The 23995-nt window shown below is 37.9% G+C and carries 24 protein-coding genes and 1 riboswitch; of the genes, 6 read left to right on the forward strand and 18 right to left on the reverse strand.

Annotated features, from left to right (window positions below; all coding sequences use genetic code 11):
- Positions 1-44: 44 nt before the first annotated feature.
- A complete protein-coding gene (locus ACH0CI_RS12000) occupies positions 45-227 on the reverse strand; it encodes a zinc-finger domain-containing protein (protein WP_013056173.1) in 183 nt (60 codons plus the stop codon).
- Positions 228-256: 29 nt separating this feature from the next.
- Positions 257-910: a ribonuclease H family protein gene (locus ACH0CI_RS12005; RefSeq protein ID WP_034266558.1), complete on the reverse strand. Its 654-nt coding sequence runs from the start codon at positions 908-910 to the stop codon at positions 257-259.
- A gap of 219 nt (positions 911-1129) precedes the next feature.
- On the opposite strand from ACH0CI_RS12005, the gene ACH0CI_RS12010 reads away from it, so the two are divergent.
- Positions 1130-1528, forward strand: coding sequence for a reverse transcriptase-like protein (locus ACH0CI_RS12010; protein WP_033578453.1), 399 nt, complete (start codon positions 1130-1132; stop codon positions 1526-1528).
- A gap of 6 nt (positions 1529-1534) precedes the next feature.
- Here the strand turns inward: ACH0CI_RS12010 and ACH0CI_RS12015 are convergent, their stop codons facing one another.
- From ACH0CI_RS12015 to ACH0CI_RS12065, 11 genes are all read right to left on the reverse strand, one after another.
- Positions 1535-1810: a DUF6123 family protein gene (locus ACH0CI_RS12015; RefSeq protein WP_013082383.1), complete on the reverse strand. Its 276-nt coding sequence runs from the start codon at positions 1808-1810 to the stop codon at positions 1535-1537.
- 61 nt (positions 1811-1871) lie between these two features.
- Positions 1872-2333, reverse strand: coding sequence for a divergent PAP2 family protein (locus ACH0CI_RS12020; RefSeq protein ID WP_013056169.1), 462 nt, complete (start codon positions 2331-2333; stop codon positions 1872-1874).
- 130 nt (positions 2334-2463) lie between these two features.
- Positions 2464-2778 carry a hypothetical protein gene (locus ACH0CI_RS12025; protein WP_013056168.1) on the reverse strand — a complete coding sequence of 105 codons (315 nt, stop codon included), beginning with the start codon at positions 2776-2778 and terminating at the stop codon, positions 2464-2466.
- A 105-nt stretch (positions 2779-2883) separates the two neighbouring features.
- Positions 2884-3141, reverse strand: a complete 258-nt coding sequence (locus tag ACH0CI_RS12030) for a DUF2533 family protein (protein ID WP_182029438.1) — start codon at positions 3139-3141, stop codon at positions 2884-2886.
- Positions 3138-3911, reverse strand: a complete 774-nt coding sequence (locus tag ACH0CI_RS12035; RefSeq protein ID WP_033578452.1) for a nucleotidyltransferase domain-containing protein — start codon at positions 3909-3911, stop codon at positions 3138-3140. The genes ACH0CI_RS12030 and ACH0CI_RS12035 overlap by 4 nt, the downstream gene beginning before the upstream one ends.
- Before the next feature lie 5 nt (positions 3912-3916).
- Positions 3917-7534 carry a dynamin family protein gene (locus ACH0CI_RS12040; protein ID WP_406901500.1) on the reverse strand — a complete coding sequence of 1206 codons (3618 nt, stop codon included), beginning with the start codon at positions 7532-7534 and terminating at the stop codon, positions 3917-3919.
- A gap of 199 nt (positions 7535-7733) precedes the next feature.
- Positions 7734-7904, reverse strand: a complete 171-nt coding sequence (locus ACH0CI_RS12045; protein WP_155017140.1) for a hypothetical protein — start codon at positions 7902-7904, stop codon at positions 7734-7736.
- A 6-nt stretch (positions 7905-7910) separates the two neighbouring features.
- Positions 7911-8474 carry an isoprenylcysteine carboxyl methyltransferase family protein gene (locus ACH0CI_RS12050; protein WP_028414036.1) on the reverse strand — a complete coding sequence of 188 codons (564 nt, stop codon included), beginning with the start codon at positions 8472-8474 and terminating at the stop codon, positions 7911-7913.
- Between the two features lie 5 nt (positions 8475-8479).
- Positions 8480-9565, reverse strand: a complete 1086-nt coding sequence (locus ACH0CI_RS12055; protein WP_098627144.1) for a type III polyketide synthase — start codon at positions 9563-9565, stop codon at positions 8480-8482.
- A 224-nt stretch (positions 9566-9789) separates the two neighbouring features.
- The gene (locus ACH0CI_RS12060; protein ID WP_406901501.1) at positions 9790-10332 is read right to left on the reverse strand and encodes a GNAT family N-acetyltransferase; all 543 of its coding nucleotides are present in this window, start codon (positions 10330-10332) and stop codon (positions 9790-9792) included.
- A 444-nt stretch (positions 10333-10776) separates the two neighbouring features.
- Positions 10777-12201: an NAD-dependent succinate-semialdehyde dehydrogenase gene (locus tag ACH0CI_RS12065; protein ID WP_406901502.1), complete on the reverse strand. Its 1425-nt coding sequence runs from the start codon at positions 12199-12201 to the stop codon at positions 10777-10779.
- Between the two features lie 130 nt (positions 12202-12331).
- Between ACH0CI_RS12065 and ACH0CI_RS12070 the strand changes: the two genes are divergently transcribed.
- On the forward strand, positions 12332-13192 hold the full coding sequence (locus tag ACH0CI_RS12070) for a LysR family transcriptional regulator (RefSeq protein WP_406901503.1): 861 nt from the start codon (positions 12332-12334) through the stop codon (positions 13190-13192).
- Positions 13193-13330: 138 nt separating this feature from the next.
- Here the strand turns inward: ACH0CI_RS12070 and ACH0CI_RS12075 are convergent, their stop codons facing one another.
- From ACH0CI_RS12075 to ACH0CI_RS12095, 5 genes are all read right to left on the reverse strand, one after another.
- Entirely contained in the window at positions 13331-14641 is a 1311-nt protein-coding gene (locus ACH0CI_RS12075) for a nucleobase:cation symporter-2 family protein (RefSeq protein WP_033578447.1), read from the reverse strand.
- 1 nt (position 14642) lies between these two features.
- Positions 14643-15236 carry a xanthine phosphoribosyltransferase gene (locus ACH0CI_RS12080; protein ID WP_406901504.1) on the reverse strand — a complete coding sequence of 198 codons (594 nt, stop codon included), beginning with the start codon at positions 15234-15236 and terminating at the stop codon, positions 14643-14645.
- A 103-nt stretch (positions 15237-15339) separates the two neighbouring features.
- A riboswitch (purine riboswitch) is annotated at positions 15340-15441 on the reverse strand.
- A 97-nt stretch (positions 15442-15538) separates the two neighbouring features.
- Positions 15539-17056 carry a carboxypeptidase M32 gene (locus ACH0CI_RS12085; protein ID WP_028414043.1) on the reverse strand — a complete coding sequence of 506 codons (1518 nt, stop codon included), beginning with the start codon at positions 17054-17056 and terminating at the stop codon, positions 15539-15541.
- Positions 17057-17181: 125 nt separating this feature from the next.
- Positions 17182-19119, reverse strand: a complete 1938-nt coding sequence (locus tag ACH0CI_RS12090; protein WP_013056155.1) for an ATP-dependent DNA helicase — start codon at positions 19117-19119, stop codon at positions 17182-17184.
- A gap of 224 nt (positions 19120-19343) precedes the next feature.
- Entirely contained in the window at positions 19344-19523 is a 180-nt protein-coding gene (locus tag ACH0CI_RS12095; RefSeq protein WP_028407999.1) for a hypothetical protein, read from the reverse strand.
- A 332-nt stretch (positions 19524-19855) separates the two neighbouring features.
- Here ACH0CI_RS12095 and ACH0CI_RS12100 point away from each other — a divergent pair, with 332 nt between their 5' ends.
- Genes ACH0CI_RS12100 through ACH0CI_RS12115 form a run of 4 tightly spaced genes read left to right on the forward strand, consistent with a single transcriptional unit; the run spans position 19856 to position 23995 of the window.
- Positions 19856-20947 carry an ABC transporter ATP-binding protein gene (locus ACH0CI_RS12100; RefSeq protein ID WP_406901506.1) on the forward strand — a complete coding sequence of 364 codons (1092 nt, stop codon included), beginning with the start codon at positions 19856-19858 and terminating at the stop codon, positions 20945-20947.
- A gap of 36 nt (positions 20948-20983) precedes the next feature.
- The gene (locus ACH0CI_RS12105) at positions 20984-22231 is read left to right on the forward strand and encodes an ABC transporter substrate-binding protein (protein ID WP_406901507.1); all 1248 of its coding nucleotides are present in this window, start codon (positions 20984-20986) and stop codon (positions 22229-22231) included.
- Positions 22215-23168, forward strand: coding sequence for a carbohydrate ABC transporter permease (locus ACH0CI_RS12110; protein WP_028414047.1), 954 nt, complete (start codon positions 22215-22217; stop codon positions 23166-23168). Before ACH0CI_RS12105 ends, ACH0CI_RS12110 begins: the two co-directional genes overlap by 17 nt.
- Before the next feature lie 14 nt (positions 23169-23182).
- Complete coding sequence (locus ACH0CI_RS12115) at positions 23183-23995, forward strand: carbohydrate ABC transporter permease (RefSeq protein WP_033578442.1); 813 nt, start codon at positions 23183-23185, stop codon at positions 23993-23995.

The following is a 23995-nucleotide window of genomic DNA, read 5'->3' on the forward strand; positions in this document are numbered from 1 at the left end:
TCCATATGGATAGAATGAAGCTGCTGCCGACAAATTATACACGCTTACTTTTTAGTCAGCAAATCTCCATACTGCTTAATCTTTTCTCCTACGGTACACTCTTTAATACAAAACGTCTGAGCGTATGTTTTGCCCTTTTCTTTGTTAAACGTTTTTTTTACAAAACAATCACTACAGTAGTAATCCAATAACTCCGTTACTTCTTCTAATAATTGTTTACGTTCCACTCTCGTTCATCTCCATTTCGTTCTGTGTGTTACACTTGCTTCCTGCTAGCAATTGGTATCCCTTGAAGAGCTTGAGTCGCAAGCTGGTCGGCCTCTTCATTTTCCTTCCTTGAAATAGGCTCATATACCGGTCGGATACCAAGTTCCTGCATTTTATCTTCTATTCGATCTAAGTACCGATTAAACTCTTCTTCGAAACAGGGCCACTCCCCTGCAAGCTGATTTAATACAACCTGAGAGTCACCTCTAAACGTTACCGGTATATGATGAACACCAAGTTCCTCAAGCTCTTGTATTAAATAATAAAAAGCAGCATACTCTGCCTCATTATTTGATTCTATCTCTTGCAGTCTTGAGTTTCGTCGTATTCGGTAAGACTGGTTGTTCTGTTTAAAATAAATCACAGCCCCAAGCCCCGCTAAAAGCGTATCATGCTCATAGCCTCCGTCAAAATATGCCACAATATCGTGAGGCTCTGTCTGTACTTCCTGTAAGAGCTTTTTCGCTTCTTTTACAGTCCATTTTTGCTGCTGCTCATCAAGTAGAAAAATTTCCTTCGTTCGACCTGTTTTTTCTAAATCACCCACAATCATTAGCGCCTCATTCGCATCTGTGAAATCGGATGTGAAAATTAACTGTTTATGTTTCGAGGATTTATAATGCCATTCAATTTGGAAATTCATAACGAGCATTCCTTTCATCAGCAATTTTGAATTCAACACTTTTTCTGCTTTTTTGTATTTTATCTTCTATTATGTCTTTTCATGACAGTTTTCTTACCTAATAAGCGGATTTTAGCGTTTATACGTGCTAATATAAAATAGCTGAAGTACTTATGATACAATACTATTGATGAAAAAACATGGTTTAAGCTTATATTGTTTTAACAAGGAGGCTGTATGATGATTGAAGTTTATATAGACGGAGCCACTGCTGGCAATCCTGGTCCTTCTGGAGCTGGTATTTTAATTAAAGGAAATGGTGAACATCATCGTTACGCTATTGCTCTTGGGACAATGACGAATCATGAAGCAGAGTACCATGCACTTCTTCATGCATTAAAAATTTGTTTAGAAAAAAAGTATACGAGCGTATCTTTTCGAACAGACTCTCAGCTAGTAGACCGCGCAATGAACCAAGAATACGTTAAAAATAAAGCGTTTGCTCCTTTACTGGAAGAAGCCCTCAAATTGTCCAGTCAATTTGATTTATTTTTTATAAAGTGGATCCCTAGCTCTCAAAATGCAGGTGCTGATCAGCTGGCCAGACAAGCCATTAATCAAAAAGAAGCAGGAATGTAATCCTGCTTAAATCATACCTGATGACTTTAAATATTGAATGGCTTGTTTTTGATTGCTAATACGATTTGATGTCAAATTCTCGAGGAGCGATACAAAAAAACTGCCGTCAAATTCTTTTTGTACTTTTAGTGTCCATTCAATTGTAAATATGACCATCTCGTCAGCTGCACGCGTATACTGCTGACCAAATGAAATAAATCCACGTGCATCTTCTGCTAAATGAAAGCCTTTTTCTTCAAGATAAAGAAGATACTCTTCAACGGTTTGAGCTGTTTTTGTCACTTTTTCGTCCCATCCTTTTGCAAAGGTTCTTCTTTATCTTAGCTTACTTTTGGCTATTTGACTATGATTTCCCTTCTAAAAAATAGCCAATTGCTCCAAGTGCTACTCCTAAAATGGCTCCGCCAATCACTTCTTCTGGCTGATGACCAAGCATTTCTTTCAAGCGCTGTTCCGTCAAATCGTGAAAGCCTCCGTCTGGAAGACCCGCAAGCTTTTCAATTTCTTCATCTAACGTATTCACTTTAATAGTAATTTCGCCAGTCTGCCTTCGAATTCCTTGTGCATCGTACATCACAATAATTCCAAAAACAGATGCTAACGCAAAGTCAATCGTAGAAACACCTCTTTTTAATGCTACATAGGTAGCCAAAGAAGATACGCCGGCTGAATGAGAGCTTGGCATTCCACCCGACGCAGCAATCATCCGCATATCCCATTTTCCTGTTTGATACTTTTTAATTGGGATTTTTAAAGCTTGTGCTAAACCGATTGATGAAAGAGCAATGACAATTCCTTTATTCATATTGCTTCACCTCATCTATAGTTTGCGATGGATTGACATCTTGTACCCAAGCAAATATTGCCCAACAAAAAACGCCGGGCTAATCTGCTGACAGAGCAGACTAATCCCGGCGTTTTTGGAAACAGTTCTGTTATTTTTTACGCTTTTTTTGTGCAGCATTATTCATTTTGGCAGATTCAACTTCAGCATAAGAGCCGAATTCTTGTCCATATTGATTATTTGCACTTTTATTAGCTTCTAACTTCTTGTTAACAGAATTATTTTGGTTTTGTTGTACGTTGAACTCAGAAGCAAACTCCCCAGCATAAGTGTCATTTGCACTTTTTGCACGCTTTGCTTTTTGAGCCTGATTTGCTTTAAACTCAGAAGAGAACTCTTGGTTATAATTATGCTTTGCATTGTTATTCGCTTGCGCATTTTTATTACCTAATTTTTGACGACCCATCGCTATCTCCTCCTATTTGTACCTCGTTGGTACACTATTAGTATGGATCAAGCGGCACGTCATATCCTGTTCAAATTAAGGTAAAAACACCAGAGCTTAGCACGTTTATATTCTTGCTGCGTACTCTTTAACCATTTCTTCCGTCACTACTTTACGGCCTGGAATGATGGTATATTTTTGAGACAGCTCATTAATTTCTGCTGTTACAGCGTTAATACCGTCTACAGAAAAGGGCTTCCCTTCTTTGCAGAGAAGCACAGCTGCTTCAATAGCTTGCTCACGTCGAGCTTCTAAGCTGGCAAAAGCACGTACTAATTCGTGCTGTTTTTTAGAATGGGCTGAAATTTCTTTATGTACACTCATGTTCGTTCCTCCATTATATTATGCTGAGTTAGTAAAAATAAGTTAATGTCCTCATAACTGATTTGCTTTTCCGGTAATTCTTTTAAGTTTTTTTCTATCGCTGCAGATTCTTTCTTAATGCTATCCAAAAAGTTTTTCATCTTTTCATTAAAAGCGACTTTCCCGCTTATCTTGCATTGTACAAATTGCTCAATGATGGATTGCTGCCTATCGTCGAGATTTGCCTGCTTACATAAATCGGCAAATAAAATGACAGGGAAACTGCGCTGCTTTACTACTACTTTCAGTGATAAAAATGCACGAATCAGTTGGAGCATCACTTTTATATCCTCTATTGTAACAGAAGATGTCAGATTTCTTTTACTATTTATCGTTAAAATTTTAAAATAATGATATCCCAATGCTTTTAAGGAATATGATTGAGCCATCATTTGCCGGAGTGGCTCAGCAAACGATGACTTTTGATAATAAACAAAAGGCGACCATAGCCACTCATAAAGCGAAGGGTTTGATTTTGTAAACAAATAAATGGTTTTGTACAAATCCCACCCTTGCATATCATAATTGCCTTCTGCTACATTAATGACCTCTTGAGGTCTATTGAGATGAAGATAGCGTGATGCTTTATATTTATATATAAAGCGGACGTCAAAATCACTCGCTAACGTGTCCAGTCCGTAAGCACGGCTCCCTGATTCACATGCAAACAAAATTTCTACATTATATTCTTTTTCAATTTCCTGTAAACGTTTATTTATGTGTGTAGACATAAAAATTAATGACCCTTTCTTTCCTCCAATACATGTTCTAGCACCGTCATTGTACTTACCAATTCTTGAATTGGAAATTCTTCAGACACGGCCGCTTGCAGCTGTTTGTAATAATCATACCATTCTTCAGATACAGACTGTTTATGCGCTAAAACGTACTGATTCACTAAATAGGTATAGTGTGAATGAAGAGCAGCTTCTTCTTTCGCAATGTAGTGATTAACATCCGGCTTAATACGTTCTAATAAAGCAGCGTGGAGCTTTGCTTTCTCATTTTTTTCAAAAAAGCTTTTATTGTTTTTATACAGTGAAAGCTCTTTTTGATACGATTCATTCTTATCGAATTGATGACTTGTCACAACTTCGCTGCCATTTGGAGGCTCTAACGAGTTCAACGTTGGAGTAAACGTCGGTTCATAGCGCTGTAGCTTTGTAATGATCATTCGATGCCAGTCTTCGATTAATTTTACGATGTATTTTTCGATTCGCAAAGTGGTCGCACGCACTTCTTGCGTTGCATCGAAGGAAATAGACGTTAACAACTCCTGCAAACACAGGCGCAGCTGTTTTTGCTTTTCACCTCGATCATCCCTTAAGTTTGCCGGACTGAATGCTTCTTTAAAGAAGTCATCGTACCTCACAAACAGACGTTTTTTCACATAAAATAAGAGCTCTTCTAATTCTCGGTCAAACTGCTGTTGTTCATATTCAAAATGAATTTCATGCAGTTTTGCTGCTACCTGCTCATTTTTTATGTGAAGAGATTGAATGTATCGCTTTTTATCGACTTCTGATTTTGTCTGCACCTGTTTCATTTCATTGGCAACTGCTAAAATTTGTTCGAAATCTGCATAGACACTTTGGATAGCAAGCTCTGGTAATTCATAGTTTATGAAGCGGTAAAACGCATTTTTGAATGGCAGAAACATTTTATCCTCGTGGTTTTGCAAAGCCTGCAAGCTTGATACCGGGTATAAGCGCGGAAAGCGTATACCATACTGTTCAAGCTGCTCTTTTACGTACGTCTGAACTAACTGCAGCTCTGTATCCGAGCTGGCTAAGTCCGCTGCATTTACTAAGAAAAACATTTTATCAAGCGCAAATACATCTTTTACACGGCCAAGCTGAATAAGAAATTCTCGGTCAGCTTTTGAAAATGCATGATTATAATACGTTACAAATAAAATGGCATCTGCATTTTTGATATACTCAAACGCTACTCCCGTGTGTCTCGCATTGATTGAATCAGCTCCAGGTGTATCAACAAGCGTAATGCCTAAGCGAGTAAATTCACAGTCATAATACAGGTTAATAAATTGAACAAAACACGCTTTTTCTTCCTTGGCTACATAATCATGAAATCCTTCTGTATCCACTACTACTTCTGAACCGATATGATGCTTGACTTCGCCGTAGCCTTTTTCTACTGCCTGTAAAAACGACAAATGCAGCTGCAGCTCTTCTGTTGCCTGCAGGGTCGGAATAATCGTTAGCGCTTCGTCAATTGTTTCTACTTCATGATGAAACAGCTTAAGTGCACCATTTAAATCTTGGATCATCTGCTCGTTTGTTTTCATTTGCACAACAGCTGTTTTATGCGGCCGTTTTTCTGTTGGAGGCATAATTTTATTGATGGTTGCTGTTGTTGGATTCGGAGATACAGGAAGTAATCTTTCTCCAATCAACGCATTAGCAAAAGATGACTTACCGGCACTGAATGCTCCGAATAAAGCTACGGTAAACGTTTGATTTGATAGCTTTTTACGTTTTTCTTGAAGCCTATTAATAAAGCGGTCTAATTTTCCAAATGAACGGAGCTGTTCGAGAACAGCTGATACATCTTGAAGAACCTTTTCTGTTCCTGTTTCATGCACAGCTTCCTCAGGCTGTGAAACTAACTGCTGCTCACTCGCAGCTTCATGCTTTTCTTCAGCTTTCATGATGCCCGTTTCATATTCTTCTTGTAACATATATGACAACTCGTTTGTATCTTCTAGCGTTAGGTCGTCATCAGTTTGCTGTAAAGATTGAAGCAACGCTTTTGTACGTGCCAGTTTTGCTTTCATTTCCTGAAGAGATGTATACGCTTCTTCAAATGCCTCACATTCCTGCAAGTGTTGAGAAATATTCTCACGCTTTACTTCATCTTGCTCCATTTTGCTCTGTTCGATTTGCGCATAGAGCTCGTATAATAATCGCGTGGCTTTTTTCTTAATGTGATCAGCTACATCTTTTGCGTACGTTAAAACATAATCACCATTAATCGTAGCTCCTGCTTTTACCGTTTCAATTAAGTCATGAGGTTCTAACGGAATTTCAAACTGCTGAACCTGGCGTATAAGATCCGGGTCAGTAAGATTTTGATTTTTCACCAGACCTTGCACATATTGCTGCAAGTGCCACTGCAGCTGAGAGGCTGTTCGTTCTTTCATATCGTCAAAAAATAACGTCAGCCGCTCTTTTTTTACTTCCTCGGTCTTTTTCTTAGCAAACAAAAGACCGACTTTGAAATCAGGCTTTGTCGTTTCTAAAAACAGCCTAGCTTTTTCTCTCATTTCATATGGTGTTAAATTGGCGTTGCTTAGTATCTTGCCTGTTTCTTGTTGGTATGTTTCTGCTAACTGCTTTTCAGCACGCTTTATTTCCGCTTCTTTTTCGAGAAGCTGCTCTTTTTGCTGCTTATTTATTTCATGGTTCTCAAGCGTCAGCTTATGGCGCAGCTCGTCATGAATCGTTAACTTTTCTTCTTCTTGGTCTTCAATAAAGGCAAGGTGATCGTCAATTAACATTTGCATCGCATGTTGAATATGCTGATGTCGGTTTTCTTTTTCCGTCATCATAGCAAGTAATAGAGATTTTACGTACGAAAGGTCATTATGACGGTTGGCTGGCTCTTTTAACGACGTATAGAAGATTCCTTCTGGTCTAACATTCCACTTTAAAAATGACGTTTCTACAGATTCTTTAAATGCTTGAAATGTTAGCTGATCTTCTTGATGTTTATCGATTTGATTTACAATTAAATAAAGCGTTTTATTAGCTTCTTGCAGCTGTTTTGCAAATTGAAGATTTAATTCTGCCTGCACATGATTATAATCCATCACGTAGAAAATAACGTCCGCTAAGTGAAGAGCTGACTCGGTCGATACACGATGCGCATCATCTGTTGAATCAATCCCCGGTGTGTCCATCACCACAACATTTTTAGGAATAGCGTTTGTCTCGATTGATAAATGAATGGACTCTACTTCATCTCCGTCGACAGCAAACTGCTTAATTTGTTCATACTGATAAGGCGCTTCATAACGCACCGGCGGCTGTTTGCGGTAATAAACGGTTGCATGCTCATCCCCAGCCTTTACTGATACTAAGTTTGCGCTTGTCGGAATAGGACTTGCAGGCAAAATTGCTTGCCCCATTAATTCGTTAATCATACTCGATTTCCCAGCCGAAAAATGTCCGCAAAATGCTACAACAAATTCACCGTTCACCCACTTTTTTAACAGCTGTATTGCTTTTGCTGCCTGCTGTTCATCTCCAGCTGCTTGAAATTGCTTATGTAAATGAAAAAGAGATGCTTCCAATTGGAGATTTTCTTGATGTTTCACACTCACTTTACCCATTATTACTCTACCCCTTTTGCCTCATTCAAGACTGTATTTAAATGTTCTCTATCCATCTTTGTTTCTGCTTATTCTTTCTCTATTTTACTTGATTCACCTACGTTTTCCCATAAAAAACTGAATTTTTAGTTACAAAAACAATAAAAAAAGCTGTCAATAATTTGACAGCTTTGCATTGTATTTATTTACCGTGTATATATTACGCCTTTTGGGCTTTTTCAATATTTTTCATTACATACGTTGTGACGCCAACATATGTAGCAAGTGCTCCGATCACAAAAAGACTAACCATTACGTCCACCACCGTTTCTACTTGATGAAATTGATAATCTTTATCATTTGATTTCATCTTATCATGAAAGATAATCATTTTCAATTAGTTTTGAGATTTTTTTGCAGGAAAGAAACGTCCCGTATTTTGCATGACCTCGCCATAATTTGTTTCATTCGTTAGCGCTTGCTCTTCTAAAGGAATTCTAACGGCTAATATACACAAATTGAAAACAGAAAAAATAGCTAACGTCCAGTATGCCTGAAACATAAGCGGAACTAACACCAATTCTGCCGCTACAACTGTATAATTTGGGTGCTTCATAAACCGATAAGGACCTCTTAGCACAACCTTCGCGTTAGGCAAGACGATAATTTTTGTATTCCAATACTTTCCTAACGAAGAAATAGCCCATACTCTTGCAAGTTGCACAAGCACAAAAAAGCTAAACAACAAAAAAGAAAAGTGATACATTCCACCGTTTAACACATACACTTCCGTAAAAAGAGCAGCAAAAAAAGCGGCGTGCATGCTTACCATCCATTTGTAGTGACTTTGACCAGCTTCGTACGCTCCCTGCTTCTTCATCCAAGCTTCATTTCTTTTGGCAATCACCAATTCACATAGACGCTGTAAGATAATAAATACAAAAAAACTATAAAAAAACAATCGCTTTACCTCCACTCTAATAGAAGCATTTCAGAACTAAATCCAGGACCAAGAGCTGTTAATAAACCGTATTCTTTACTCGGAATTTCTTTCTTCATAAAGCGGTCTAGCACATATAAAACGGTTGCCGAAGACATGTTTCCATGGTTTTTAAGTACATCTAGTGAATCAGCAATCATATTTTCGTTTAGCGATAGCGTTGATACATATGCTTCAAGCACTTTTTTCCCTCCAGGATGAGCAACAAAATGTTTTAAATCCCGACTGGTCAAATTCTGAGTTTGTAAAAAAGACTCAACTTCTCCGCCTAACCACGAATCGATAATAGTGGGAATATCTTTTGAAAAGACAACAAATAACCCATCATTTTTAATCTCCCATCCCATTACGTCTTCGGAATTTGGCATAAGCGTCGATTGTGTATGTAAAATGTAAGGAAAGCTTTTTGAACGGGCAAAAGTGATATCTGCTTCGTCACCTGCGACTAAAGCAGCTGCTACTCCATCAGCAAATAAAGATGTACCGATTAAGTTGCTTTTTGAACGATCATTCCGCTGAAAAGTCAAACTGCACAGCTCAACGGATAATACAAGAACTTTAGCGCGCGGAAAGGCTTTGCAATATTCGTAAGCCCTTGAAAGTCCAGATGCTCCTCCGGCACACCCTAATCCCCATATAGGGATTCTTTTTGTATGGTCTGAAAACGCAAGCTTATTCATAATTCGCGCTTCAATGCTAGGCGTAGCTACACCGCTTGTTGAAACGTAAAAAATAGCATCAATTTCTCCACACGGCAAAGGGGTACTTACATAGTCTTTATTTGTTAAGCATTCTTCAATGGCTTTTGTACCTAATTCAACAGCACATTCTATAAAAGCATCATTTTTTTCTTCGAATGTATGATCTTCTTGAAACCAAGATAAGTCTTTGGCAAAATTACGTTTTTCAATTTGACCATTTTGAAAAACGGTCAGCAGACGATTAATATCTTTAAACGACTCGGAAAAAAGTTCTTTTGCAAATAGCAGCGTGTCTTGCTGAGTTAATTCATAGGGGGGAACTCCAAATCCAACTGAGATAATTTTTGGCATACACTTCACCTCTTTGATTGCGTTACATTTAACATTTGTAATAGCTGGGGATTTATTCAATTCTTTTTTAGTGGAATGGAGGTGAAACATAAAAAAACTTTCCTGTAACTCAGGAAAGTCTACGTTTTGAAGAAGTGTATGTTTGTTGTGCACTTTTATTATAGCGCAAATAATCTGAATGTACAGATACAATTTATGGATTGACGAAAATAAGTGCTTATTTTTTATGAAAAGAAAATGGACATATAGATTTCATCTACATATTCATTGTTGAAATAAGCTTGTTCTTTCATAACACCTTCTTGTTCAAATCCTACCTTTTTATACAATTCGTATGCCACTTTATTAGAAGCAAACACAGTTAAAGAAAGTTTATGAAGATTATTTTCTTTGCACCAGTTTAGCGTATAATTCATAAATTGTTTTCCTATTCCCATTCCCTGTGCTTTTGAAATAAGCCATGTACGGAAGAGCCCCGTGTGGCGCTTCATTTTAATTTCGCCTCTCAGAACACGTGCGATTCCAAGCACTTCACCTTCGACTTCAGCTACAACGTACATGTGATTGTTCTTTTCTACTGATGCAATAAAATCTTGCTCTTCTTGGACTGTGCGCGGCTCATCTTTTTGAATAAATTCCCCGGCCTCAATAATTTCTCTTACCGCTGTTGTAATATGCTCTGCATCATTTGCCTTTGCAGGGCGTATAGTGACTTCACGTCCGTCTTTTGCTTTAAATTTCACTATGTTTTTCTCTGCTGTAATCATCTATATCAACTCCTATATTTTTCACCATTCAGTACTACTATTTTGGTTCTAGCTTGCGTAATTTATCAGTGGTAAAGTTCTGCTTTTCCTTTCATCTAACAAGCAATCATGTGCATTTGTTGTATTACCCACGCTTTAAACAAAGCTAAACCATTTTTGAAATATTTATTCTTGCACAGACATCCTAGAAATGCAATTAATTGCGTTAAAGAACTATTATTTCAAATTTTCTTTACAAAAGTGCATAAAAAAGAGGCTGGGACACAACGAAATCACTCCGACCTAAAGACGAACAAATGGGATTAATCCGCTAGAAGCAACGAAACGCATGAAAGCTACGTCCATCTTAACAATAAAAAAATACGAACTAACAACCAATAATTTTGATTATTAGTTGCTAGTTCGTATTTCACTTCGACTAAACTATTTTTGTCCTACTTTTTATTAAAGTCCCATTGAGATATATTTTACTTCTAAATAATCTTCAATGCCGTAATGACTTCCTTCACGTCCAAGGCCACTTTCTTTAAAGCCGCCGAATGGAGCTTGAGCTGCAGATGGAGAGCCATCATTTACTCCTACAATGCCGTATTCTAATTCTTCAGATACAAATGTTGCTTCTTTGATGTTTTCTGTAAATACGTAAGCTGCTAAACCATAAGGGCTATTGTTTGCTCGTTCTACGGCTTCTTCTACTGTTTTGAATGTTGCTACAGGTGCCAATGGTCCAAACGTTTCTTCAAACATGCAATTCATGTCATCAGTTACATTTGTGATAATTGTCGGCTCCATAAAGAAACCGTTTTTAGTTGTTATAGCTTGTCCGCCAACTACAACTTTAGCTCCTTTACTTTTTGCATCCGCAATTTGTGCTTTTACTTTCTCAACCGCTTTGTCGTTAATTAACGGTCCAACTTGTGTACCTTCTTCTAATCCGTTTCCTAGTGTTAATTTCGCCGCTTTTGCTGCAAATTTTTCAACGAAAGCATCTGCAATGGATTCTTGTACGTATACGCGGTTTGTGCAGATGCACGTTTGACCTGCGTTGACAAACTTAGAAGCAATTACGCCGTTTACAGCAGCGTCTAAATCTGCATTTTCTGTTACGATAAACGGTGCATGACCGCCTAATTCCAGCGATAATTTTTTCACAGTATCAGCAGCACCCCGCATTAGATGTTTACCAACCGCTGTTGAACCAGTAAATGTTAATTTTCGGATGCGTCCGTCTTTTTGCCATGTGTCGCCAATAGCTGCTGCATCTCCAGTAACAACATTGATCACACCTTGTGGAACGCCCGCTTCTTCTGCGAGTTCTACTAAACGAAATGCTGTAAATGGTGTTTCTTCAGATGGTTTTAAAACAATTGTACATCCTGCTGCAAGAGCTGGGGCCACTTTACGCGTAATCATGGCTGCAGGGAAGTTCCATGGCGTAATAGCTGCTACAACGCCAACAGGCTGTTTTTTAACCGTAATACGCTTATGCGTATGATGAGCTGGAATCGTTTCACCATATACACGCTTTCCTTCTTCAGCAAACCAAGCAATATAATCATTGCCATACTGCACTTCACCTTTTGCTTCTGCAAATGGTTTGCCTTGTTCCGTTGTCATAATTTCTGCTAGTTCATCTTTATGATTTTCAATAAGTTGATGCCATCTCATTAAAATAGCACTGCGCTCTTGAGCGGTTCTTTTCGACCATGTTTTAAAAGCTGTCGCTGCTGCATCAGCGGCAAGTGCTGCTTCCTTTGCGCCTGCCTTGGGAATTTGTCCTATAACTTCTTTTGTTGCTGGATTAATCACATCAATTTTCTCTTCTGTTGTTGTCCATTCACCGTTAATATATAGTTTGTTTGGATACATCATTCATCCTCCTAGTTGTGTGAATTTCTTTGCGCTGTGTTAACTACACTATATACACTAGCATCTTCGTTGATTTATGAGAACTTCCCTTCTATACTATGGGTATAACAAAAGGTTATAGGTGATAAATATGAAAACAGAATGGCTTGAGTCTTTTATTGAAACAGCCAAAACAAAAAGCTTAAGCAAAGCAAGCGAACAGCTGCATATGACGCAGCCCGCGCTCAGTAAGCAAATGAGAAAACTAGAAGAAGATTTAGGAGTAACATTATTTATTCGCTCCGCTACAGGAGTAGAATTAACCTCAGCAGGTGAAATTCTTTTACAAGAAGGTGAATCCATACTATCAAGCGTTCATGCTCTTCAAAAAAAATTAGTGTCTACGCAAGAAGCTTGTGATTTAACTATCGGAACGTGGCAAAGTATGGCTGCTTTTTACTTACCTTATCAACTGGCTTCTGCTAAAGATCACAATCGCCATATTGATATAAAAACCTCGCATCACTATTATGATTTGTTAGAGCAGTTAGAAAGCAATCAAATTGATGGAGCTTTATTTGATGATCGAGAGATTCAACATACCTACTGGTCAAAATTATTATTCAAAGAAGACTTTTATTTATTTGTGAATGATCAGCACGCGTTAGCCGAAAAAGAAAGCGTATCATTTGAAGATTTCAAAGAAGAACCCATTGTAGTTCTCCCTCCAGGGTGCGATGTTCGGACACTAGTAGAAAAAGCGTACAATCGTCATAACTTAAAAATTTCCATTGCCAATGAAATTGAATTTGCTCAAAGTATTATGGGATTTATTTCAGCTAATTTAGGTATTTCAATTCTCCCTGAAATTTTTATGCGCCATTTACAAAGCTCAAACATTAAAGCATTGCCTATTACAGACTTCAAATTCAAAAGGGAAATTTCATTAGTGGCAAAAAATCCTGACGTGGGGAAAATGCTTTATACACTGTTTTTCAAAACACGTTCTTAATAGGAACGACGACCAAATTGGACAAATAATCTACTATGAATCGCTTGTTACAGCTATGTTCCCTATGACATTGAAAAGATCCGAACGATTAATCGTTCGGATCTTCTTCAACTAAAATATTTTGGCGCCAGCCTCTTTTTATTTCGATATTACTTCATTTGCTAATTTTGTTTCCGCAACTTGCGCACGTGGTGATTTCATCATATTAAAGACAATATTTAAAAAGATTGCTGTAAAACTCCCCATCACAATACCGCTTCCAGTGAGAACTTGAAGACTCTCTGGTAAGTTTTTGAAGAGTTCAGGTACAACCGTCACCCCTAGACCCATACCAACCGAACATGCAATTACAAGAAGGTTTTCTTGTTTTGCTAAATCAACTTGACTAAGGATTTTTATACCTGAAGAGATGACCATCCCAAACATGGCTACCATAGCTCCTCCAAGTACAGAGCTCGGGATAACTGTCGTCACGGCTGCGATTTTAGGTAGAAAGCCCAAAATGATTAAAATTCCACTCGCTGCAAACACAACATTTCTTGTGCGAACACCTGACAACTGTAAAAGTCCTACATTTTGAGAATACGCTGTATAAGGAAATGCGTTAAAAAATCCGCCTAATAAAATCGCCAATCCTTCTGCACGATAGCCTTTAGATAAATCTTTTTCATCCACTTCTTTTTTACAAATATCACTAACGGCAAAATAAACGCCTGTGGACTCGACAATGCCAACAAGTAAAACAAGGAACATTGTCAGGATGGCCATAATATTAAACGTTGGCATCCCAAAGTAAAACACGTGCGGCATATGAATCCACGCTTCTTCTTTTACGCCGGAAAAATCGACTTTCCCCATAAAAGACGCTGCAATTGTTCCAACAACCAATCCTAATAACACAGAGACGGAGCGCATAAATCCTTTTGTAAATCGATACAGAACAATAATTAATAGCAAAACGCCAAAACCTAAACCTAAATTGCTCAAGCTGCCAAAATCTTTACTTCCTTCTCCTCCAGCTAAATCTTTAATCGCTACAGGAATTAACGTAATTCCAATAATCGTTACAACCGAACCCGTAACTAAAGGAGGGAAAAACTTAACCAATTTACCTAGAAAAGCAGAAAGAAGGACAATGAGTAAACCGGCGACGATAATAGAACCATATATGGAGGAAACGCCGTAAGAACCTCCAATTGAAATCATAGGTCCTACGGCAGTAAACGTACACCCTAATACAACTGGAAGACCAATACCGAAAAAACGATTTTTCCATACTTGCAGTAACGTTGCCACACCGCACATAAATAAGTCAATCGCCACTAAATACGTAAGCTGCTGCTGAGTCAAGCCAATGGCTCCTCCAACAATAAGAGGGACAACAATCGCACCTCCGTACATAGCTAAAACATGCTGTAAACCAAGTGAAAAGACTTTTCCTTTATTCATATTAAACCTCCACTGTTGGTTTATCTTCAGCAAATGTAACTTTACCATTTGATAAAGACTGAATGCGCGCTAATGATTCTACTTTAACGCCTGATTTACGAATTTGTTTTCCTCCATCTTGGAACGCTTTTTCAATAACAATACCAATGCCGCCTACTTTAGCACCTGCTTTTTGCACGATATCCATCAAGCCGAATGCAGCTTGGCCGTTTGCTAAAAAGTCATCAATAATTAAAATCACGTCATCTTCTCGAATAAATTTATCAGCAACTGAAATTTCATTTTCTTCTTTTTTTGTAAATGAATATACTTTTGATGTAATGAGTCCGTCTTGAAGTGTTAAAGATTTTCTTTTTCTGGCAAACACCATCCCAACGTTTAGCTTCAATGCGGTCATAATCGCTGGAGCAATTCCTGATGATTCAATCGTTAAAATCTTCGTAATTCCTGCATTTTCAAAGCGCGAAGCAAATTCTTCTCCAATTTCTTTCATCAGTACAGGATCCATTTGGTGGTTTAAAAATGTGTCTACTTTTAAAACCGTGTCCGATAATACGATTCCATCTGTTAAAATTTTGTTTTGCAAAGCTTTCATAGTTCGTTCCTCCAACGTTTGTATTAAAAAAGCTCAAAAACATAGCTGCACTCGTATATGAGTAGAGCAATGTTTTTGAGCTTTTACGCACAAAAGTGAAAAACAAACTTCATCGCTCACCCATAGTCAAACTATTTACGGTAGTTTGGTAGATACTTACGAGCCTTATTCTCGTCATTATATGAGTGTGTTATTGAGTTACTTGTATTATATCAGTAAATCTTTTATTTGAAAATATCTAAAAAAGATATTTTCGAACATTTACTTGCAATACAAAACATAATATTCGGTTATAGCACTTTTTATACGTGATAAATTTGTCCGTATTTCTCTTCTAGATATTGAATTAAATAATCTACATTTAGCCCTTCACCCGTCACATCGTTTAAAATTTCAAGAGGTTTTTTCATTTTTCCGTACTGGTGAATATGTTCTGTTAACCAATTTGTAATAGGCGAAATTTCTCCTTTTTCCAAGAGTTCATCATAATTAGGCAAGTCTTTTAACATGGTATGCTTAAACTGCGCTGCGTACATATAGCCCAGAGCATAGGAAGGGAAGTACCCAAAGCTTCCTCCGGCCCAGTGTACGTCCTGAAGCACGCCTTCTCCATCGTGACTTGGACGAACCCCTAAATATTCTTCGTATTTCTCATTCCAAATTTCCGGTAAATCCTCAACTTTATACTCCCCGTTTATTAATCCTTTTTCAATTTCGTAACGAATCATAATATGAAGAGGATACGTTAACTCATCTGCTTCAATACGAATAAGAGACGGTTTTGCTTCATTTACTCCTCGGTAAAAATCTTCTAAACCTACATCGTCAAATTGTTCCGGCGCATGCTTTTTTAGTACGTCGTAATGATGCTGCCAAAATGCTTTATTTTTCCCGACAAACTGCTCAAAAAACAGCGACTGTGATTCATGAATTCCCATTGAAGTACCTTCACATAGAACCGTGCCAACAAGATCCTTTGAAATATTCTGCTCATATAAAGCATGGCCACATTCGTGAATCGTGCCAAAAATAGCCGTTCGGAAATCGTTCTCGGCATATTTAGTGGTGATGCGCACATCTCCCGGGTTTAAGCCAGTAGCAAAAGGATGGACGGTTTCATCAAGTCTCCCCGCTTCAAAATCATAGCCGAGTGTTTTTAACACGTCTAGACTAAATTGCTTTTGCGCTTCTTTTGGGAAAGTACGGAATAAAAATTCCGTATTGGGCTTTGTATTTGACCCGGCGATTCGCTGAACAAGAGGCACAATATGCTCCCGCAGCTTTCCAAATACCTCGTCTAAAATTTCAACCGTCATTCCCGGTTCAAAAAGGTCTAATAAACGGTTATATTTGTTTCCTTCATACCCCCAATACTCCACAAACTTCTGATTAAACGCTACAATTTTTTCAAGATACGGTTGAAATAAAGCAAAATCTGCTTTTTCTTTTGCTTCTTCCCAAATTGACTCCGCTTTTGAAGTTAACGTAACGTATTCTTTATATTCGTGTGGAGGAATCTTTTTATTTAAGTCATATTCTTTTTTACATTCTTCCACTGCTTTTTTCGTAATATCGTTTATGTAAGGCTGTGACTCAGGGTTCGTTAATTTCTCAATAAAACCTGCCATTTCATTAGAAACGGAAAGATTGAACGCTTCTGATGACATCATGCCAATCACTTCAGAACGCTGATCCGCCCCTTTTTTTGGAGCACCCGTTCTCAAATCCCAGTACATCACTCCGATTGCCTCGTGATAACTTTTGATTTTATTCATGTATTCATAAAACTGTTTCTCAATTTTCTGTATGTCTTCTCTCATTGTTTTTTCCTCCTTACTTTCCTTATTTCACCATAAATTATTTTATCATAATAGTAACGGTGTGTATATAACTGAAAATTCAATCTATTGTGCATATAAAAAAGCGCGGCTGCCACCGCGCTTTTTTATACGTTTTCTATTTTCGTTGGAACATTTTGTTCAATGATTGAACGCACTTTTGAATCTGTGCTTTTTGGCATAAAGATCGTGATTAGACCCTTATCATTATGAGAGCGAATCAGCCTTCCAACTCCTTGTTTTAAGCGAAGAAGCATATACGGCATATCTGCATCCCAAAATGGATCGACTACTTGATTGCGCTTTGCTTCAAAGACCGGATCATTTGGCGGATACGGCAGAGACCAAATAATTACATTCGATAACGAAGGCCCAGGAATATCCAACCCTTCCCACAAATGAACAGCGCATAAAATCGTTTCTTCTTCCCTTTGGAACTGAGACACTAATTTACTGATTTCTTGATCGCCTTCAAATAAAAATGTGTACTGATTTAACTCTTTGGAAACTTCTTTGAACATCTCTAGTTCTTCTTTACTGTTAAACAATAAAAGTGCTCGTCCGTTCGTTTTTTCGAGCTGAGCAACAGCAAAGGCAAATTTTTCAGCAAACGCTTCTTCTTGATCATCCGAAACATTTTTCACCGCAATTTTCATTTGCTCATCATAATCAAATGGCGATTCAACTGAAAAAGAAAGCGGCTTTGCAATTCCTAAGCTATATGCTAAATAATCGAACGATTGGTTATCTGAAAGAGTGGCAGAAGTGAAAATGTATGGTATTTTCTTCGCAAATACTCGTTCTTTTAAGACGTCTTTTACTGCTTGCGGCATAATAACCAACGTCAGCTGCCAGTTGTTTTCTTCCACCCAGTAGATGGCATTTTCGTTGTCCATAAATAAGCGCAGCGAATAATCAATTTGATCTAGGTACTCATCTACAATTCGCAGCGTATATTCGTCTACTGTATAGGTCTCACTCTCAAACACAAGCTCGTTTCCGATATGTTCAAGCAGCGATAAAAGTTCTTTTCCTACACTTTGTAATCCGTTTGTTCGGGCTACTTCTTTACGGCTAGAACCAACAATTTCTGTGCTTGCTTCACTTAAACGGTCAAAGAACATTGCATACACATCGATAGCGTGCTCGATCTTCACAGCAAATTCTTCTCGCACGTCATTTTCTAATAGACGCGTTAACAAGTTTTCTAACGTATCTTCTTGAATGCGATACGTTAAAGCCTTTTGTGCAGCAAATTCCAGCAGGTGACCTTCATCAAATACAACACAGCTGCTTTCAGGAAGAAGCGGAAGCTGTCCTTCACGCTTGCGGGCTTCATATGTCCAAATGTGTTCCATGTAAAAATCGTGAGAGCAAATAATTAAGTCATGTGCTTTTCTATAGTGCTCGCGTGAAAGCGTTAAGCCACATCTATGACGCTGCTCACAGGAAGAGCAATCTTGAAACGTATCCCAGTTAATTTGATTCCATTCCTCATCCGTTAAATGAGGATATTCTTTACGGTCTCCGTAGTGATAGAACGACTGCATACCACTATGATCATGAACAAAATCAGGAAGCGTATCGTAAATTTCTTCAATGTTTTCATTATCTGTTCGCGCTGTCACAGCATCTAATTTCTTTAAACACAGATACTGATCTTGAGATTTTGCTAGGCGAACATCCATGTTAATATCTAAAATACCAGAGAGCTTGGCAATGTCTCCTTCGGCTTTTACTAACTGTTCAATTAATGTTTCATCCGCACAGGCAATAATAGCCGGCTTGCCAATATACCTTGCATAACAAATAGCGTACAGTAAATACACAATGGTTTTCCCTGTTCCTACACCTGCTTCTGCAAAGATTACATTTTTTTCTTTAAAAGCTCGTTCGATTTGAAAAGCCATAAAAATTTGTTCATCCCGAAGTTCTAATCCTGCGTCTGGAAGATGATCATAAAAAACATCACCTATCCATTCATTTAATTTGTCAAAAAAGTTTTCATCCCGCTCAATTGTAAAAGGCAACCGCTCTCTCATCATCGATACTGACTCCTTTATTTATGTAAATATCTATCAATAAAAATTAGCTTCACTTCTTTTTATCTAGTAAATTTCTCATGTAAGCAAAACTTAATTATTGACTACTTTATCTAAAATGTCAATAAAAAGAGCTGAACATAAAAAAGTTCTGCCTGTAAGGACAGAACCTTTTTGTATAAAAGCTGGGTGTATAGAACGCAAACGGAATAAGTGCTATTAAAAAATTAATTGCAGCGGAATTTGGAATCCGTGGAATGAGACAATAAAAAGGCCGCTTCATACTCGGCTTTTGCTTGTTCCAGCTGAGTAAGCGTCTCTCCGCTAACTTCTATTCCCTGCTGCATTAAATGATAGCTGTTTTCCAACGCTTGCCGAATCATAGTGAACTGCGTGTTTCTATCCATTTATAAACATCCTCTCTCTGTAGTGCTTACTATAAAAGTGAATACTATCATTCTATACACCAGCTGTTTATTTTATTCTCAAAACCAGCATCTCTGGCTTAATAAATGGATTCTTTCATTTAAGAAAATAATCGAACTTATTAAAATATTTTAATTCTCACTTGACATATAGGAATAATATATTTTAAAATTACTTACAGATTCAATCACTCAAAACTACATACTACAGGCTTACCGGTCAACCGATAGCCTCTAATTGCCAGATACACGTACAATCCGTCTGTGCAATTAGAGGCTTTTATTTTTTAAAAGCCTGCTGAGAGGAGAAAAAAATGGCAGAACTGCAGTTGCAGCATGTGTATAAAAAATACGGAAAACATAGTCTTGCAGTTGATAATTTTAATCTTCATATTCAAGACAAAGAATTTATTGTATTTGTAGGACCTTCAGGGTGCGGCAAATCCACTACCCTTCGAATGATCGCCGGCCTTGAATCGATAACAGAAGGAGAATTGCTTATTAATGGAGATCGTGCAAACGATTTACCTTCTAAGGACCGGGATATTGCAATGGTGTTTCAAAACTACGCCCTTTACCCTCATTTAACAGTTTACGACAACATGGCATTTGGCTTGCAGCTCCGCAAAGTCCCAAAACAAGAAATTGATGAGCGCGTTCGTGAAGCGGCTCGTATTTTGGACTTAGAACCCTATTTAAAACGCAAGCCAAAAGCATTATCAGGAGGTCAGCGTCAGCGGGTGGCTTTAGGAAGAGCTATTGTACGGAATGCCCAAATTTTTTTAATGGATGAGCCTTTGTCTAACCTTGATGCGAAGCTTCGCGTACAAATGCGTGCTGAAATCAGTAAGCTTCATCAGAGGCTGCAGACGACCATTATTTATGTAACCCACGATCAAACAGAAGCCATGACGATGGCAAGCAGAATCGTAGTTATGAAAGACGGAAAAATTCAGCAAATAGGTTCACCTATGCAAGTGTATAATGCTCCAGAGAATACGTTTGTAGCCAGTTTTATAGGCTCACCGGGAATGAACTTTTTCACAGGAAAAGTAGTGAACAGCAAACTGTACATCAGTGAACATGAGTTTCAACTGACAGAAAATCAAATGCATTCGTTACATGAAAAAGGCTACAATAATCAATTCATTACTGTAGGAATTCGACCCGAGCATATTACGCGCGCCTTTTCTGATGCTCCTCATATTTCATTACCGGTAGATGTGTCTGAGTTATTAGGAGCAGAGTACATACTATACAGCAGTTTAGGAGAGCAGCTCTTTGTGGCTAAAATCCCTGGGGATGAACATATTCAAGTTCATCAGCACTTTCCGTTTCATTTTCAAATGAATCATGCTCATTTCTTTGACCAAGCATCTACCAATCGTATCAAAATTGACCAATAACTATCTAAAAAGAATTCTATAAATGGGGGAACTAAAATGAAAAAATTATTAATTCTGTTAGCAATGCTCACCGTGATCATCGCCGGCTGCGGCAAAAACAGTTCAACAAGCGGCGACAGCAGCGATTCTTCAAAAAAAGTAACCATTAACTTTACGCATTGGCGAGGAGAAGATACGAAAGCCTTTGATTCTATCATTGAGCAATTTGAAAAGAAAAACCCAAATATTCATGTAGAGATGATCGTCTTTCCTTCGGATTCATATCAATCACAAATTCAAGGATCTCTATTATCTGGAGAAGGCATCGATGTATTTGCTAGTTTTCCAGGAAGTCAATTTGAAACGATTCGCAAAGCAAACGGTTTTGCAAAGCTGGACGACCAAAACTTACTGAGCAAATTTGACGAAAAGCTAATCCAAGCGGGTAAAGCGGATAATACGCAATATGCTCTTCCTTATCAGCTAGTCTATAACATCCCTGTCTATAACAAAGGCATTTTTGAAAAACTAAATTTAGATGTTCCTAAAGACTGGAATAGCTTTTTAAAAACAGCTGAAACATTAAAGAAAAATGGTTACACGCCGATTTTATTTTCAGGAGACGTAAGTCCTTCTCAATTTATTAACCCAATGATTATGAATAACGAACCTACAAATAACGCCCTTCACGAAGTAGAAACGGGCAAGCGCAAGCTAACTGATGAATGGTTTATCAAAACCCTATCTCAAATTAAAGAATTAAATGATAAAGGTTACTTCCAAAAAGATGCTCTTGGTACGAAAAAAGAAAGTGCTGCAGCACTTTTTGCTCAGGAAAAAGGCGCAATGCTTGCTCAAGGTTCTTATATGATGGCTACAGTCAAACAGCAAAATCCAAAGATTGATCAAGGTTTGCTTGCACCGATTACAGTGGATCAAGATAAAGCCAAATACGAAGGTGTTCATACCACAACATTCTTATTAGGTGTTGCTGAAAAATCAAAACACAAAGAAGCTGCTAAGAAATTTTTAACTTTCCTTGCAGATCCAAAGATTTCTTCTGAGTATGCAAATGCTACTGGCCAGTTATTAACGGTCAAAGACGTGAAATATGATTCATCTGAACTCAAAGAAAGCGCAAAGTGGAAAGACAAAAAAACGGTCTTCCAACCTCGATTTACCATTTTAAATGAGCGCGTATCAAAAGCTGTTGAAACATCTGTACAGGACGTACTATCTGGTATGTCAGCGAAAAAAGCTGCTGAAAAAGCACAAGGAGAGGTAGAACGTGTCGCTAAAAACTAATACGTCTATTCAAGAGGAAGAAAAGAGAACTCCCTCGTTCTCTTTTCCTCTCTTTTCATTTAAAAATATCTCTAAAAGCAGGCATCTATGGTTGTTTTTGCTTCCTGGTTTTGTCATATATACGGTTTTCTTTGCATTGCCAACGCTTTCTGCTTTATTTTTAAGTACAACTGATTGGAATGGATTGTCTTCTCAGTTCTCATTTGTAGGGTTTCAAAACTTCAAAGAAATTTTAACAAACGATGCTATTTTTACACAGTCGCTTACAAACAACTTAAAGTTCACAATTGGCGTGCTGATCTTTCAAACGTTATTGAGCTTGGGATTTGCACTTTTACTTTATAGAAATTCTGCATGGAATACATTTTATCGCTCACTCTTTTTTGTACCGACGATTATTTCGTCCGTGTCGATTGCGTTCACGTGGAACTTTATGTATGACCCCAACATTGGAGGAGTTAACCTATTTTTAAGTAAAATAGGCCTTGAGCATTGGACACAGTCTTGGATCGGAAATGGACATATCGCCATTTACAGCTTGGCTTTTGTACAATTTTGGGCACATACTGGTCAAATGCTTATTATTTTTGTAGCTGGAATTCAAGCTATTCCCAGTGAGTTATATGAAGCTGCTAGTATTGATGGAGCAACACGATGGCAAAAATTCAAGCGCATTACGTGGCCTCTTTTAGCTCCAGCTACGACAATGGTTGTGGCTTATACGACCATACAAAGCTTTAAAGCATTTGATTTAATCATTGCAATGACAAATGGAGGTCCCTCCAACTCAACTGAAATTCTTTCGACACTTCTTTATCACGAAGCTTTTATTAATTTTCGTTTTGGCTATGCCTCTGCCATTTCCGTTGTATTTATGATTGTGATTGCTCTTTTAACGTTTCTTCAATTTCGCGTACTTCGCCTGACCAAAATGTAAAAGGAGATTCTTTTATGAAACAAAATCCATTCAGACATCTAATTTTAGGGATATACGGTTTAATCATTCTGTTGCCCTTAAGCTTGGTTTTATTAACAACCTTTAAAACAACGCCTGAACTTTACAGCAACCCAATTGGATTACCAGCAGGCTGGAATATTGAAAATTATAAACAGCTGCTCGTCAATGAACCCATCTTTGGCTATATTAAAAACAGCGTGATTGTTACCGTCTTTAGCACGTTTTTTATTCTATGGTTTTCAAGCATGATTGCTTACGCTATTATTCAGCTACCTCAAAAGCTTGGATGGATTGTATACGGCTTTTTTGTTTGCGGAATGATTGTCCCTACTCAAGTCAATATGATTCCTGTCTTTTTGCTGATGAATAAGCTTGGACTGGTCAATACGCTAACAGGGGTCATTATCGTCTCCATAAGTTTTTTGCTTCCTATCGGTGTGTTTATTATAACGGGGTTTATGAAAACTTTGCCAAAGGAACTATTCGAAGCCGCTCGCATGGACGGGGCGTCAGAGTGGAAAATATATTCAAAAATCGCTCTTCGACTCTCCATACCTTCAATGGCTACAGTAGGAATTTTTTCGTTTGTGATCGTGTGGAATGATCTGTTATTCCCTTTGCTATTATTAAAATCTAAAGAAGTAAAAACGCTGCCTATTGCATTATTGGACTTTCAAGGGGAATTTCTAACCAATTACCCTATGCTGTTTTCAGCAGTCGTTCTTTCTTCTATTCCATTATTGATTGCGTACGTGTTTTTGCAAAAGCATTTCATTTCAGGAATGACCTCTGGGGCATTAAAATAG

Origin of the sequence: Priestia sp. 179-F W1.4 NHS (assembly GCF_045369295.1) — a bacterium.
GTDB classification, from domain to species: domain Bacteria; phylum Bacillota; class Bacilli; order Bacillales; family Bacillaceae_H; genus Priestia; species Priestia zanthoxyli.

Bases quoted from the DNA above. Each gene is read 5' to 3' on its own strand.
- ACH0CI_RS12020 (WP_013056169.1), bottom strand. From the start codon at position 2,333: ATGAATAAAGGAATTGTCATTGCTCTTTCATCAATCGGTTTAGCACAA.
- ACH0CI_RS12095 (WP_028407999.1), bottom strand. From the start codon at position 19,523: ATGGATAGAAACACGCAGTTCACTATGATTCGGCAAGCGTTGGAAAAC.
- ACH0CI_RS12065 (WP_406901502.1), bottom strand. From the start codon at position 12,201: ATGTATCCAAACAAACTATATATTAACGGTGAATGGACAACAACAGAA.
- ACH0CI_RS12090 (WP_013056155.1), bottom strand. From the start codon at position 19,119: ATGATGAGAGAGCGGTTGCCTTTTACAATTGAGCGGGATGAAAACTTT.
- ACH0CI_RS12075 (WP_033578447.1), bottom strand. From the start codon at position 14,641: ATGAATAAAGGAAAAGTCTTTTCACTTGGTTTACAGCATGTTTTAGCT.
- ACH0CI_RS12055 (WP_098627144.1), bottom strand. From the start codon at position 9,565: ATGCCAAAAATTATCTCAGTTGGATTTGGAGTTCCCCCCTATGAATTA.
- ACH0CI_RS12080 (WP_406901504.1), bottom strand. From the start codon at position 15,236: ATGAAAGCTTTGCAAAACAAAATTTTAACAGATGGAATCGTATTATCG.
- ACH0CI_RS12105 (WP_406901507.1), top strand. From the start codon at position 20,984: ATGAAAAAATTATTAATTCTGTTAGCAATGCTCACCGTGATCATCGCC.
- ACH0CI_RS12035 (WP_033578452.1), bottom strand. From the start codon at position 3,911: ATGTCTACACACATAAATAAACGTTTACAGGAAATTGAAAAAGAATAT.
- ACH0CI_RS12100 (WP_406901506.1), top strand. From the start codon at position 19,856: ATGGCAGAACTGCAGTTGCAGCATGTGTATAAAAAATACGGAAAACAT.
- ACH0CI_RS12115 (WP_033578442.1), top strand. From the start codon at position 23,183: ATGAAACAAAATCCATTCAGACATCTAATTTTAGGGATATACGGTTTA.
- ACH0CI_RS12045 (WP_155017140.1), bottom strand. From the start codon at position 7,904: ATGATTATCTTTCATGATAAGATGAAATCAAATGATAAAGATTATCAA.
- ACH0CI_RS12030 (WP_182029438.1), bottom strand. From the start codon at position 3,141: ATGAGTGTACATAAAGAAATTTCAGCCCATTCTAAAAAACAGCACGAA.
- ACH0CI_RS12070 (WP_406901503.1), top strand. From the start codon at position 12,332: ATGAAAACAGAATGGCTTGAGTCTTTTATTGAAACAGCCAAAACAAAA.
- ACH0CI_RS12005 (WP_034266558.1), bottom strand. From the start codon at position 910: ATGAATTTCCAAATTGAATGGCATTATAAATCCTCGAAACATAAACAG.
- ACH0CI_RS12060 (WP_406901501.1), bottom strand. From the start codon at position 10,332: ATGATTACAGCAGAGAAAAACATAGTGAAATTTAAAGCAAAAGACGGA.
- ACH0CI_RS12025 (WP_013056168.1), bottom strand. From the start codon at position 2,778: ATGGGTCGTCAAAAATTAGGTAATAAAAATGCGCAAGCGAATAACAAT.
- ACH0CI_RS12010 (WP_033578453.1), top strand. From the start codon at position 1,130: ATGATTGAAGTTTATATAGACGGAGCCACTGCTGGCAATCCTGGTCCT.
- ACH0CI_RS12040 (WP_406901500.1), bottom strand. From the start codon at position 7,534: ATGGGTAAAGTGAGTGTGAAACATCAAGAAAATCTCCAATTGGAAGCA.
- ACH0CI_RS12085 (WP_028414043.1), bottom strand. From the start codon at position 17,056: ATGAGAGAAGACATACAGAAAATTGAGAAACAGTTTTATGAATACATG.